The organism is uncultured Fretibacterium sp., from assembly GCF_938030725.1.
In the GTDB taxonomy this organism is placed as follows: Bacteria; Synergistota; Synergistia; order Synergistales; family Aminobacteriaceae; genus Fretibacterium.
In genome coordinates, this window is the sequence record NZ_CALHIQ010000013.1 from 26,367 (window position 1) to 38,867 (window position 12,501).

Consider the following 12,501-nt stretch of genomic DNA (forward strand, 5'->3'; position numbering starts at 1 on the left):
ATGGGGACGAACTCCGCCCTACCTCATCGCGGCGATGACCGCCTCGAGGGCCTCCTTCGCGTCCGAGGGCAGTTTGTCTACGCCGCCGCGCTCCGTTTCGCGGGCGATCACGAAGTTCAGCCGGTCCTGGAAGCGGGCCTTGAGCTGCTCGCGATAGGCGGCATCGTTCAGGTCGACCTTGAAGTCCGGCATGTCCAGCGTCTTGAGCCCCGGCAGGTCACCGAAGGGAACCCAGCGGGCCCTGCCCTCCACGATGGACTCGATGATGCCCAGCGTGTGCTCCTTCTTCACCTTGGTGCCCATGAAGTCGGCGGTGTTCAGGATATAGCAGTCCACTCCGTCGGCCAAGAGCGTCTTGAAGCGCTCGTAGTCCATGGAGAGCGGGTAGGTGCGGAAGGGGTTGGCGTAGGGCTCGCACACCAGGGCGTTGGGGTCCACGCCGGGGGCTAGGCGTTCCGCGCTGGTGCGCTTGGTGGCCAGGGTCGCGCCCAGCACCGCGCCGAGGGACGGGCCCTCCAGCTTCAGCACGGGGGGGATCGTCGGGTCGCGCATGAGCCAGAAGATGGCGTTCAGCGGCTCGTCGATGCGATCCACGCGGTTGGGGGACCAGAGGCGGGACTTGACGGAACGGCCGTTGCCGTTGCGCATGTCCTCCGTCACGGCGACCTTCCGGCCGTCCCTGGTGACGGTGGCGCCGCAGTTCTGGATCGTCAGGAGGTACTTGTTGTCCTCGCAGCCGATGGGGTAGTCCGCCAGCTTGTCGAAGTAGGTGGGCTCCATGGCGATGGCGTACTTGTCCTTGATGTTGACGATGAAGGCGTCGTCGTGCAGCACCATGATGTCGTACCTGCCGTCGTGTTTGGCGTGGGTGATGGTGGACTTGCCGGAGCCCGACAGGCCGAAGGCCGCCATGACGAACTTCCTTCCGTCCTTCATCGTGTAGCGCTTCAGGCCGCCGTGGCAGGCCGCGTAGCCGTTGCGGGCGGCGATGCCCCAGGCCAGGGTCAGGGTCCCCTTCTTCAGCTCGCCGAAGTAGCGCAGGCCCAGCACCGCGGCGCAGTTCTCCTCAGGGGAGAAGAACGCGAGGCCCAGCGGGAAGTCCGGGTGCGACCAGTCGGGATCGGCGAAGAAGAAGATGTCGCCGTCGGTGTCCGAGATCCTTCGGGAGGCCGCGTAGCGTGGCCTGTACCTCTCGTTGTCGTACTGAAAGTTGATCATCCAGTTGTAGAGGTTGTTCTCGTAGCCCTCCGGCAGGAGCAGGTGGGCCTTCACCATGAAGTCCTCGTCCAGCCCCACGTAGGCGTCCGCCTGGTACATCCTGCGGTAGCGCGTGTTGAAGATGGCCTCGCGCACCACGGTGCAGAGGGCCTTGGCGTCCACGCCGGGCCAGCCCACGATGCGGCGCGCCGCCGCCGTGCGGCCGAAGATTGCGCCGTCGTTGAACAGCAGGACGTTTGCGTCCTGGGGCAGCTCCTGCTCCGTGGGGTGGTAGACGGGCATCCCCGTCAGCTCGACCGTGCCCGGGCTGTTCTTCGCCAGGTTGTAGGCCTCCTTCAGGTCCAGCACCCGGTGGACGTTGTTGCCGTAGAACACGGCCTCCACCGTCGGGCGGACCTGAGTCTTGTTCACCTTTTTAAAGTTCTCCTCGTCGTAAGCGCCGATCGTCGCCATCGTTAAACCCCCACTCCTTTTTTGTGTATCGCGCCGCCCTGTCCTCGCGCGGCGGCCCTTTTTTGAACGCCGAAAGCCCTCACGCCATTATAGCCCGATTGCCCCGCGCCTGGGGCGTGTCGTCAATTGAGCCATCCTGCAATGACAACGAAACAAACGAAGCCAGGACTTTCAAAATGTCGGTCAATCGATGGGGACCGTCAACGGTTGGTCAGTGCATCTTTGCGCTCCCTGTTCCGGTCCGCGGGGGAGGAGGAGGCGGTGCCGAGGGCCCGTTCCCACTCGATGCCGGCCGGGTTGGGGATCAGGATGAAGGAGGTCCCGAAGCGCTCACTCTCCCGGTCCACGGCTCTGCGGCACTCTGCGGCCGGCTTGCCCTCCAGGTCCAGGGGCAGGTCATCGACGCTGTCCCCCAAGTAGAGGACGACGTCGTACTCCTCAGCGACCTTTGCGAAGCGGGGCATCTTGTTGAGGGGCTCCGCTCCGCCGGCGCGGGCCAGCAGGCGGTCCTCCACGGCCTGGGGGAGCCCCAGGGCCTGAAGCTCCTTCAGGGCCTCTCCGGTCTGCTCCTGCGTTTCAAGGGGACGGTTCGTCGCGTAGAAGATCGCCACGCCCAACTCGTCCGCGGCCTTCAGAAGGTCCAGGGCGCCGGGGAGGAGGTCCTCCGAGGCGAGGTTGTCCCAGTCCTCCGTCCCGTCAAAGAGCTTCCCTTCCCTGAGGCGGTCCGCCATGGCACGGCTGCGGTCGAGGATCGCCCCCGGACAGTCCACGACGATGGCCAGGGGGCTGTCCTCCCTCCGGCGGCTGACGAAGGCCCATCGGATGCGCTCCAGCGCAGCGTTGTAGGCCTGATGGCACAGCGCGCGGTACTCGGCGGAGGTCCTCACCCAGAGGACGGCCGTGAGGGACTGGTCGGCGACCTCGCGCTCCGAGATGGCAGGGGCCGGAGCGGGAGTGGTTTCGAGCGGTTTGTACGCGTCGGTCTGGGGCGTTGGGGCCTGCGTTTTGGCCCGGATAACGAGCAGGATTGCGATGAGGGCGACGACTCCCCACCACGCGAGGGTCCTCAGGTACTTCCTGTCTTCCATAAGCTTCATGGTAAGGTCCTCCTTAAGTATAAAAATGCTGCCTTGCTGGACTGCGGTGTGGTATAACTATACCACGAGGAGGAAATTTTGGAGCGGCCTGCTGTGGTGAGGCGGCGCGGAGGTACGGACCCGGCGCGGCGGCTCAGGCCGGCCGGTGCGGAAGGGAGGCAGCGGGCGAACGCCGCCCGCGTTTTGAATGTGCCTTTGGACACGGAAGCGATTGAGTCGGACGGTGGCCCCCCTGTGACGGGTCACGGACACCGCATCGTGAACTTCACGCTGGTGGGAGCCGTCACCTGCTCCCTGCCGGCGGCCCTCTGCGCCCTTCTGGGCGCCGCCTTCCCGGACTCCAGCGAGTGGCTGCTGTGGGGGCGGAACAGGAACCGCTGGCACCGCAGGCTCACGCACTGGTTCGTCCCATGGCTCGCGCTCTCCCTCCTGTGTCTGGACCGCGCGGGGTGGCGGACGCCGACCCTTGCGGGCCTGGCGGAAGGGTCGGCGGGGGACCTGTGGGCCTGCGCCGGATTCTGGCTGTTGGGGGGCCTGCTGCACATCGCGCTGGACGCCTGCTGCGGCAAGGTGCCCCTTCTCCTGCCCTGGCGGAGGACCTTTGGAGCGCACCTCTTCAGGACCTCGCCCAGGCCGGGGGAACTCAGTCCGGGGGAGATGGCCGTCACGTTCTTCCTGTCGGCCACGGCTCTGGGAGCCTGGGCTGCACGGGCAGGACTCCTCTAAGCGGAGCCGCGCGACCCGCCGCCAGCTCTCATTTTAAAAGGTCAGGAGGTCTTTCTCATGCCGTGGATATGGTCGGTCCTCATGCCGCATCCCCCGATCCTCGTTCCGGAGTTGGGGCGGGGCAGAGAGGCGGAGGCGGCGGAAACGCTCGCCGGTCTTGACCGGGTGGCGGAGGCGGTGCGGGGTCGGGAGCCGGAGGTCCTGCTGGTCCTCTCCCCACATCATCCCTGCACGCCTGGCTCTCTGGGCTTCAACGCGGCCCCGGAGTCCGAGGGGTCCTTTGCGGCCTTCGGGGCCCCGAAGGTGCGGGTGGACTTTCGCACCCGCGCGGAAGACCGGGAAGCGCTTGGGCGCTTTTTGATGCCCCATGGCATCCCGGTTTCCCATCAGGCCTCGCCCGACCTCTCGTCGGATCAGGGGACCCTGGTCCCGCTCTACTTCCTGCGCCGCGCCTGGGGGGCCCTGCCGGCGACGCTGACGGCCTCGCCGGTGGGGCTCTCGCCGCGCGGAGCCTTCGATCTGGGGCAGGCCCTGGCGGACTTCGACGACGGGCGGACCTGGGCGCTGCTGGCCAGCGGCGACCTGTCTCACCGCCTGACCCCCTCCGCCCCCGCAGGCTACGCCCCGGAGGCGGGGCGCGCCTTCGACGACGCGGTGCTCGAGGCCCTGCGGCAGGGCTCCGCGGCGCCGATCTTCGCCCTCGGCCTCAAGACGATCAACGAGGCTGGCCAGTGCGGGCTGTGGTCCGTCCTGACGATGCTGGGGCTCATGGAAGCCCTGGGTGGCGCGGCAAAGGTGCTCTCCTACGAGGGCCCCTTCGGCGTGGGCTACTGCACCGCGGTGTGGGACGCTCCGGCCCCCGCCCCCGTCCGCCTGGCGCGGGAAACGGTGACGCGCCTCCTCTCCGGCAGGCCCCTGCCGGAGAGGGGCGGCGACGTGTGCGCTTCGCCGCTGTGGGAGCGGACTGCAGCGTGCTTCGTGTCCATCAAGACGAGGCAGGGCGCCCTCCGCGGCTGCATCGGGACCCTCGCGCCGTCGCAGGGGACGCTGGATCGCGAGATCATCGAGAACGCCGTGGCGGCCGCGACGCGGGACCCGCGCGTCCCTCCCATGACGGCGGAGGAGCTGGAGGGCGTCCGCCTGTCGGTGGACGTGCTGTCGGACCCGGAGCCCGTCGAGGGGGTGGAGCAGCTGGACCCCAAGCTCTGGGGCGTCATTGTGTCGAAGGGCTGGCAGCGCGGCGTTCTGCTGCCGGACCTGGAGGGCGTGGACACCGCGGAGCAGCAGGTGGAGATCGCGGCCCGAAAGGCCGGCCTCAGCAGCCTGGAGGGCGTCGCGCTCCAGCGCTTCAGCGTGACGCGGTATCGGGAGTAGGGCGCGGCGGTGGGCCGCCTCCCGGTTTTGTCATAACAACTGGAAATGGGGTCGTCAGATGAAGCTTGCGGTGATCGGCACCGGGTACGTGGGCCTTGTGACGGGGACCTGCCTCGCCCGATACGGCAATACGGTGGTGTGCGTGGATACGAACGGGGAGCGCGTGGCGACGCTTCGCGGCGGACGGGTCCCCTTCTACGAGCCGGGGCTGGACGAGATGATGGCGCGCAACGCCGCCGAGGGGCGCCTCTCCTTCACGACGGAGGCGGCGGAGGCCCTGGAGGGGGCCAACGTCTGCTTCATCACGGTGGGGACGCCTTCGGCCCCGGACGGCAGCGCGGACCTCTCCTTCGTCGAGGGGGCGGCCCGCAGCATCGGGCGCGGCATGTCGGGGGACCTGCTGGCCGTGGTGAAGTCCACCGTCCCCGTGGGGACGAACGCCCGCGTCCGGGACTGGATTCGTGAGGAGCTCAACGCGCGGGGGGCCCGGCACGCGCTGGGCATGGCCTCGAACCCGGAGTTCCTGCGGGAGGGGGCGGCGCTCCGGGACTTCGTGGAGCCGGACCGCGTGGTCCTCGGCGCGGACTCGCCGGAGGCCGCGGAAACCCTGAGGCGCATCTACTCCTTCCTGGAGCCCGCAAAGCTGCTCTTCATGGACATCGCCTCGGCGGAGATGGCGAAGTACGCTGCCAACGCCATGCTGGCGGCCCGCATCTCCTTCATGAACGAGATGGCCTGCATCTGCAGCCGCGTGGGAGCGGACGTGGAGAGTGTGCGCCAGGCCATGGGGCGGGACGACCGCATCGGCGCGAAGTTCCTGCGGGCGGGCTGCGGCTACGGCGGCTCCTGCTTCCCCAAGGACGTGCGGGCGCTTCGGGACTTCGCCCGGGCGACGGGCTACGAGCCGAACCTGCTGACGGCGGTGGACGAGGTGAACACGCGGGCCAAGGGACTTCTGCTGGAAGAGCTCCGGGGGCGCCTGGGGGACCTGTCGGGCCGCGTGATCGCTCTGTGGGGCCTGGCCTTCAAGCCCAAGACCTCCGACACCCGCGAGGCGCCGGCTCAGGTCCTGATCCACGGCCTCCTGGCCGCCGGGGCTTCCGTCAGGGCCAGCGACCCCCGCGCCATCGAGGAAACGCGCGCGGCGCTGGGGGACCTGCCCAACGTGACCTACGTCGCAGACCCCTACGAGACGGCGCGGGGCGCGGATGCCCTGGCCGTGGTCACGGAGTGGGACATCTACCGCCAGCCGGACTTCGCCCGGCTCCGGTCGTTCCTGCGCACGCCGATCATCGTCGATGGGCGCAACGTCTACTCCCGCGAGGAGATGGCGCGGGCCGGCTTCGACTACCTCTCCGTCGGACGTCCGCCCGTCCTGGCCGCCTCCGGCCCGGTGGGGAGGGCGCTCTAGTGTCCGCGCCGTTCCAGCCCCAGCGCGCGTTGGGTGAGTTCCTGCGCAGCGGCAGGGCGGCGGAAACCTCCGTGGCCGTCCTGGGCGACATCGTCCTGGACCGATACCTCACGGGGTCCACCCGCCGCGTGTCCCGCGAGGCCCCCATCCCCGTCGTGGTGTGCGACACGCGGGCCGCCGCCGACAACCTGGGGGGCGCGGGGAACGTGGCGGCGAACCTCCGGGGGATTGGATGCCGCGTCTGGCTTGCGGGCATGGTGGGCGACGACGCCTTCGGCCAGAAGGTGAGGGGGCACGTGCAGTCCTTCAGGATCGAGCCCCGGCTCTGGCCGCGCCGGACCCCCACCCTGGTGAAGACCCGGCTGATCTGCGGCGGGCAGCAGCTGGCCCGATTCGACTTCGAGGACGTGGAGCCCCTGCCCCCAGAGGGCGTGGAGAACGCGCTGGACTTCCTGAACAAGGCCATCGACGGCGGCGTGCGCACGGTGATCCTGTCCGACTACGGCCTGGGGTACTGCACGCCGGAGCTGTGCCAGGGCGTCATCTCCATGGCGGCCCGGCGGGGCGCTCACGTGCTGGTGGACCCCCGCGGCGTGGATTGGTCCAAGTACCGCGGCGCGGCACTGGCCACGCCGAATCTGGGGGAGCTGAGCGCCACCTGGGGACGCCACGTCCGCAACGATCCGAAGACGGTGGCGGAGGTCGGCGAGAAGGTCCGCCGGAAGAACGGCCTGAAATGGCTCCTGGTGACGCGGTCCTCCCGCGGCATGACGCTCCTGGGGCCGGAGGCCGTCCGCCACATCCGGGCCCATCCGGTGGAGGTCTTCGACGTCAGCGGCGCTGGGGACACCGTCATCGCCATGCTGGCTGCCCTCAACGCTGCGGGCTTTGACGCGGAGCGGGCCTCCAGCATGGCCAACGAGGCCGCGCAGTTCGTCATCACGCGGTCGGGGACCTACGCCTTCACCGCCAGGGACTACCTGGAGGCCTATCGGTCGCGGACGCCCTACCTCTTCAGCCCCGTTGCGGAAACGGACGCGGCCGTCCGGCAGGTGCGGGCCTGGCAGTCGGCGGGGCAGCGCGTCATCTTCACAAACGGCTGTTTCGACGTGCTGCACGCAGGGCACCTGGACAGCCTGCGCCGGGCCCGGCTCCTGGGGGACAGGCTGGTGGTGGGGCTGAACAGCGACCGGTCCGTTCGCGCGCTGAAGGGGCCAAGCCGCCCGGTGAACCCGCAGGACCTGCGGGCGGAGCTCCTAGCCGCCCTGAGGCCCGTGGACATGGTGGTGATCTTCGACGAGGACACGCCCCGGGAGCTCCTGTCGCGCCTGCGGCCCGACGTACTGGCCAAGGGCGGGGACTACCGCGCCGAGGAGCTGCCCGGCCGCGAGTTCGTGGACGAGGTGGTCATCCTGCCGCTTCTCGAGGGACATTCCACGACGCGCATCCTGAACCACGGAAGGGAGGGCGGCGCGGAGGCTTGAGGCCTTGCCTGCTGGAGCCCTGTCGTGATAGAATGAACTCCGCAGTGAGCTTTTACGAAATAGTTGCACGCGTCCTTTAAGTTCAGTCCCGAGAGGCTGAGAAGGCGGCGGTGCGGCGGTTGTTCCGCGCGTATTGTAGGGAATGGTCGTGCCCTGTCGTCTTGGACGGCGGGGCATTTTTTGTGCCCGCTGCCGACATTCAAAAAAGGAGGCCATCATGAGGGAGAAGGCGCGCATCATGGACGCTCAGGCGATGAGCCGGGCGATCCGGCGCATCGGCTACGAGATCGTCGAGCGAAACCGGGGAACGGAGAACGTCGTCCTGGTGGGGATCCACCGGCGGGGGGTCCCGCTGGCGCTCGAGATCGCGGACTGCATCAACGCGGCGGAGGGCGCGGAGGTCCCCGTGGGGAATCTGGACGTGGCCTCCTACCGCGACGACCGGGCCCCCGCCGCGGAGAGAGCCGCCGGCGACGGGCAAGGCGTCCCCTTCAGTGCCACGGACCGCGACGTCGTCCTGGTCGACGACGTGCTCTTCACGGGGCGCACGGCGCGGGCGGCCATGGAGGCCCTGATGGTGTCGGGCAGGCCCCGCAGCATCCAGTTGGCGGTCCTGGTGGACCGGGGTCATCGGGAGCTGCCCATCCGGGCGGACTTCGTGGGGAAGAACGTCCCCACGTCCCGGAGCGAGCGGATCGCCGTCCGACTTCCGGAGTTCGACGGCGAGAGGGGCGTCGTCCTGATGGACGCAGGTACGGCGGATTCGGAAGGAGAGGTGCGTTGAGATGTCGAGATTGACGCTGCGAGGCGGCGTTCCGGCCCCGTGCCGGGCGGCGCAGGGAACGGCCGGTGGGGGAGCGGGGCGGACCTTTCAGGTGGACCGCCTCATCCGCGTCATCGAGGAGAAGGGGAACCCCACCGCCCTTGGGCTGGACACGCGGCTGGAGTACCTGCCTCCGGCCTTCGCCCGTCCCTACCTGGAGGCGGGCGGAGCGGCCTCCGCGGTGCGGGCCTTCAACTTCGCCCTCCTGGAGGCCCTGCGCGACCTCATCCCCTGCGTCAAGGTCCAGGCGGCGTACTACGAGCTGATGGGGGCGTCGGGCGTGGCCTGCATGGAGGAGACCCTGGCGGAGGCCCGTCGCCTCGGGTACGTCGTCATCCTGGACGCGAAGCGCGGGGACATCGGCGCCACGGCCGCTGCCTACTCGGAGGCCTACCTGGCGGAGGGCGCTCCCGCGCCGGTGGACTTCCTCACCGTGAACCCCTACTTCGGCACGGACGGCGTGCAGCCCTTCCTGGAGGACTGCGGGCGGAGCGGCAGGGGCCTCTTCGTCCTGGTCAAGACGTCGAACCCCTCGTCGGTGGAGTTTCAGGACGTCAGGATGGAGGACGGCCAGCCGCTCTTCCTCCGGGTGGGGAGGAGCACGGCCCGCTGGGGCGAGGACCTGATGGGGGAGATGGGCTACAGCGCGGTCGGCGCGGTGGTGGGCGCGACGTACCCGGAGCAGGGCGCGATGCTGCGGCGGGAGATGCCCCACACCTTCTTCCTGCTTCCGGGCTACGGAGCCCAGGGGGCAACGGGCCGATCCCTGGCGGGCTGCTTCGACAGCCAGGGTCGCGGCGCGGTGGTGAACGCCTCGCGCAGCCTGATCTGCGCCCACAAGAAGGCGGGAACGGAGGACTTTATCTCCGCCGCCAGGGAGGAGGCCCTCAGGATGCGGGAGGACCTACGGCAGGCCCTGCGGGGCTGAGGCGGACGAAAACTTACCCAAGGAGGTCGTTTTTCATGGAAAAGACGCAGGAGTTGGCGATGGAGATATTGACGCGCCTCGGCGCGCTGAAGCGCGGGCACTTCCGCCTGACGTCGGGGCTGCACAGCGACTGTTACATGCAGTGCGCGGTGCTCTTCGAGCACCCGAAGGAGAGCGAAAGCCTGTGCCGCGCGCTGGCGGAGGGCTTTGCGGGGCAGAGGATCGACCTGGTGGCGTCGCCGGCCGTCGGGGGCGTCATCATGGGCTACGAGATGGCGCGGGCCCTCTCCGTTCGGAACGTCTTCGCGGAGCGTGAGGACGGAAGGATGACCCTCCGCCGCGGCTTCCGCGTGGAGCCGGGAGAGCGCGCGCTGGTGGTGGAGGACGTCGTGACCACCGGCGGCTCCGTTCGGGAGGTCATCGAGCTCCTGCGCGGAGCGGGCGCCGAGGTGGTGGGCGTGGGGTCCGTGGTGGACCGGTCAGGCGGCAGGGTGGACTTCGGTGTCCCCTTCCATGCCCTGATGACCATGGAGGCGTCCGCCTGGCGGGAGGAGGAGTGTCCCCTCTGCAAGAAGGGAGAGCCCATCGTCAAGCCGGGGAGCCGGCAGCTCAAGAAGTAGCGGCCTCCGCCGCGGCCCGCCCTCCCGACCCGCCTTTTTCAGATTGTTTTTCCGATGGGTTAGCGTTATATTATCCCCAGCAGGTTCCCGATGGACATCCGGGAACGGGAACGGAGGACGTATGGAGTTGGCAGCAGAAGCAGCGAAGCCCTGGTGGCGAGAAACCATTGAAACCATCGTCTGGGCGTTTGTCCTGGCGATGATCATCCGCACGTTTGTCGTGCAGGCCTTTTGGATCCCCAGCGGGTCCATGATCCCCACGCTTGAGATCGGGGACCGCGTCCTGGTGGCGAAGTTCTGGAACTGGTTCTTCGAGCCGTCCCGCGGGTCCATCTACGTGTTCACCTATCCGAAGGACCGGGATCGGGACTTCGTGAAGCGCATCATCGGCCTTCCGGGGGACACGGTGGACATCCGGGACGGCGTCGTCTTCGTCAACGGACACCCCACGGAGGAGCCCTACGTCGTGAACCATGACGCCTACAGCATCCGGACCGGAGAATTCTTCCAGCGCCCCTTCACGGTACCGCAGGACAGCTACTTCGTCATGGGGGACAACCGCCCCAACTCCCAGGACAGCCGCTTCTGGGGTTTCGTTCGGAGGTCGGACCTCCACGGCCCGGCCTTCTTCCGCTACTGGCCCCTGACCCGCCTCGGCATCCCCCGCTGACGTGGCCCGAACGGTCTGGTATCCGGGCCACATGGCCCGGGGCGGTCGGAAGCTCGCCGAAATTGTCGAAAAGCTGGACCTTATCCTTGAGGTGCGCGACGCCCGTGCACCTTTTTCCACGTCCGCACCCATCGTCAGCACCTTTTCGCGCCTGAGGCCCGTCCTGCTGGTCCTCGCCAAACGGGACCTGGCGGACCCGGAACGCACGGGCGTCTGGCTCGAAGCGCTGGGGCCGGACGCCCGTGCGCTGGACCTCCGAAGGAAGGAGGGCCTCGCCTCCCTGCGGAAGGCCCTCTCCGCGCGCCGTCCCCCACACCGTGAGCTCCGCGTGGCCGTCATGGGCATTCCCAACGTGGGCAAGTCCATGTTGCTCAACGCGCTGGTGGGCAAGGCTCAGGCCCACGTCGGCGGCATCCCCGGAGTGACGCGGTCCGTCAGCTGGTATCGGAATGGGGACCTGCTGGTGGTGGACTCTCCCGGCATTCTGGACCCCCACGCGGAGCCGGGCGTGCATCAGGTCCTGTCCTGGCTGGGCTGCGCCCGGGCCGAGGTCCTGGGAGGCTTCGAGGCGGCGGCGCTGCAGTTCGTCCGCTTCCTGCGGAGCCGAGGGCTGTTCGAGGTCGTGCTGGGAAAGTGGGAGGTTCGGGAGCTGGACGTGGACGAAACGCCGGAGGAAACTCTCGCGCGCATTGGACGCCGGCTGGGGTGCCTCGCGCCCGGCGGATCGGTCAATATGGAGTTGGCGGCCCGTCGCCTCATGGAGGCCTTCTCCTCCGGCAGGCTGGGGCCGGCGACGCTTGAGCTGCCCGGCGACCCCATTGGCCTTTCGGGAACGGATGATTGACCTCGCCTTGCCCCGTCACGCCGACCGGGAGCAGGTGCGCCGCCTGATCGGAGCGCTTCGGGCACGCGGCCCGGTGGTGGGCACGGACGAGGTGGGGCGCGGCCCACTGGCGGGGCCGGTGGTGGCCGCCGCCGTCCTCCTGACGGAGGAGCAGGAGCTGGCCCTCCTGAAGCTGGGGCTGAGGGATTCAAAGCGCATGGCCCCACGCGCCAGGGAGCGGGTCTTCGCCGCCATGCAGGCGATGGGCGCGGCCTGGGCGGCTCAGGCGGGGAGCGTGGCCCGCATCGAGCGGGAGAACATCCGGTGTACCTCCCTCTGGGCCATGGGCCGCAGCGTGGCCCGCCTATGCGCGGCGAAGGGCTTCGAGCCGGTCTGCGTCGTGGTGGACGGCCCGGCCTTCGTCCCCGGCCTCGAGGCGGAGCAGTGGCCCCTGGTGACGGCGGACGCGCTGGCGCCGGTAGTTTCGGCGGCCTCGGTGGCAGCCAAGGTGCTGCGGGACCGCGTCATGACGAGGCTGGACGCCCTCTACCCCGGCTACGGGCTGGCGCAGCACAAGGGCTATCCCACGGCGGCGCACCGCGAGGCCGTCCGCCGCCTGGGGCCGTCGCCGGTGCATCGGCGCTCCTTCTGCCGGAAGTGCCTCCCGGAGCCGGAGGCGCGGCTGTGGGTATAAAATTGAGCCCTTTTAAGCCGAGAGTGCCGCTGTGTTGGCCTGTACCCTTGTTTGGCGAACAGCCAAAGGGGGCATGCTAGGGAGAGGAAGGCTCTGGTCAGGGGCGCACGCCCTTGGTAAGACCGCCCTCAGAGAAGCAGGAGATCAGCGCTAAAGATATCGATGAGTGGATTCAGGTAG

Annotated in this window: 12 protein-coding genes; 10 read left to right on the forward strand and 2 right to left on the reverse strand. The window is 68.9% G+C overall.

Translation table 11 applies throughout. The features are described from left to right. Nucleotides 1-18: 18 nt before the first annotated feature. Both Q0629_RS00900 and Q0629_RS00905 read right to left on the reverse strand, forming a co-directional pair. The gene (locus tag Q0629_RS00900) at nucleotides 19-1,671 is read right to left on the reverse strand and encodes a phosphoenolpyruvate carboxykinase (ATP) (RefSeq protein ID WP_298777762.1); all 1,653 of its coding nucleotides are present in this window, start codon (nucleotides 1,669-1,671) and stop codon (nucleotides 19-21) included. Between the two features lie 200 nt (nucleotides 1,672-1,871). Beyond that, nucleotides 1,872-2,768 (reverse strand): HAD family acid phosphatase, encoded by an 897-nt coding sequence (locus Q0629_RS00905; RefSeq protein ID WP_298777764.1) that lies wholly within the window; start codon nucleotides 2,766-2,768, stop codon nucleotides 1,872-1,874. 234 nt (nucleotides 2,769-3,002) lie between these two features. On the opposite strand from Q0629_RS00905, the gene Q0629_RS00910 reads away from it, so the two are divergent. From Q0629_RS00910 to Q0629_RS00955, 10 genes are all read left to right on the forward strand, one after another. Further along, nucleotides 3,003-3,494 carry a metal-dependent hydrolase gene (locus tag Q0629_RS00910; protein ID WP_298777766.1) on the forward strand — a complete coding sequence of 164 codons (492 nt, stop codon included), beginning with the start codon at nucleotides 3,003-3,005 and terminating at the stop codon, nucleotides 3,492-3,494. A gap of 57 nt (nucleotides 3,495-3,551) precedes the next feature. Continuing rightward, nucleotides 3,552-4,868 (forward strand): AmmeMemoRadiSam system protein A, encoded by a 1,317-nt coding sequence (gene amrA, locus Q0629_RS00915; protein ID WP_298777769.1) that lies wholly within the window; start codon nucleotides 3,552-3,554, stop codon nucleotides 4,866-4,868. A gap of 58 nt (nucleotides 4,869-4,926) precedes the next feature. Then, a complete protein-coding gene (locus tag Q0629_RS00920) occupies nucleotides 4,927-6,279 on the forward strand; it encodes a UDP-glucose/GDP-mannose dehydrogenase family protein (RefSeq protein WP_298777771.1) in 1,353 nt (450 codons plus the stop codon). Then, on the forward strand, nucleotides 6,279-7,763 hold the full coding sequence (locus Q0629_RS00925; protein ID WP_298777775.1) for a bifunctional heptose 7-phosphate kinase/heptose 1-phosphate adenyltransferase: 1,485 nt from the start codon (nucleotides 6,279-6,281) through the stop codon (nucleotides 7,761-7,763). Before Q0629_RS00920 ends, Q0629_RS00925 begins: the two co-directional genes overlap by 1 nt. A gap of 217 nt (nucleotides 7,764-7,980) precedes the next feature. Further along, nucleotides 7,981-8,547, forward strand: coding sequence for a bifunctional pyr operon transcriptional regulator/uracil phosphoribosyltransferase PyrR (pyrR, locus tag Q0629_RS00930; RefSeq protein WP_298777777.1), 567 nt, complete (start codon nucleotides 7,981-7,983; stop codon nucleotides 8,545-8,547). A gap of 1 nt (nucleotide 8,548) precedes the next feature. Next, the gene (gene pyrF / locus Q0629_RS00935; RefSeq protein ID WP_298777780.1) at nucleotides 8,549-9,514 is read left to right on the forward strand and encodes an orotidine-5'-phosphate decarboxylase; all 966 of its coding nucleotides are present in this window, start codon (nucleotides 8,549-8,551) and stop codon (nucleotides 9,512-9,514) included. A 35-nt stretch (nucleotides 9,515-9,549) separates the two neighbouring features. Next, entirely contained in the window at nucleotides 9,550-10,134 is a 585-nt protein-coding gene (gene pyrE / locus Q0629_RS00940) for an orotate phosphoribosyltransferase (RefSeq protein ID WP_298777783.1), read from the forward strand. Nucleotides 10,135-10,255: 121 nt separating this feature from the next. After that, nucleotides 10,256-10,804, forward strand: a complete 549-nt coding sequence (gene lepB / locus Q0629_RS00945) for a signal peptidase I (protein ID WP_298777785.1) — start codon at nucleotides 10,256-10,258, stop codon at nucleotides 10,802-10,804. A gap of 31 nt (nucleotides 10,805-10,835) precedes the next feature. Then, complete coding sequence (locus tag Q0629_RS00950) at nucleotides 10,836-11,648, forward strand: GTPase (protein ID WP_298777787.1); 813 nt, start codon at nucleotides 10,836-10,838, stop codon at nucleotides 11,646-11,648. Then, on the forward strand, nucleotides 11,641-12,321 hold the full coding sequence (locus Q0629_RS00955) for a ribonuclease HII (RefSeq protein ID WP_298777789.1): 681 nt from the start codon (nucleotides 11,641-11,643) through the stop codon (nucleotides 12,319-12,321). Before Q0629_RS00950 ends, Q0629_RS00955 begins: the two co-directional genes overlap by 8 nt. Nucleotides 12,322-12,501 lie beyond the last annotated feature (180 nt).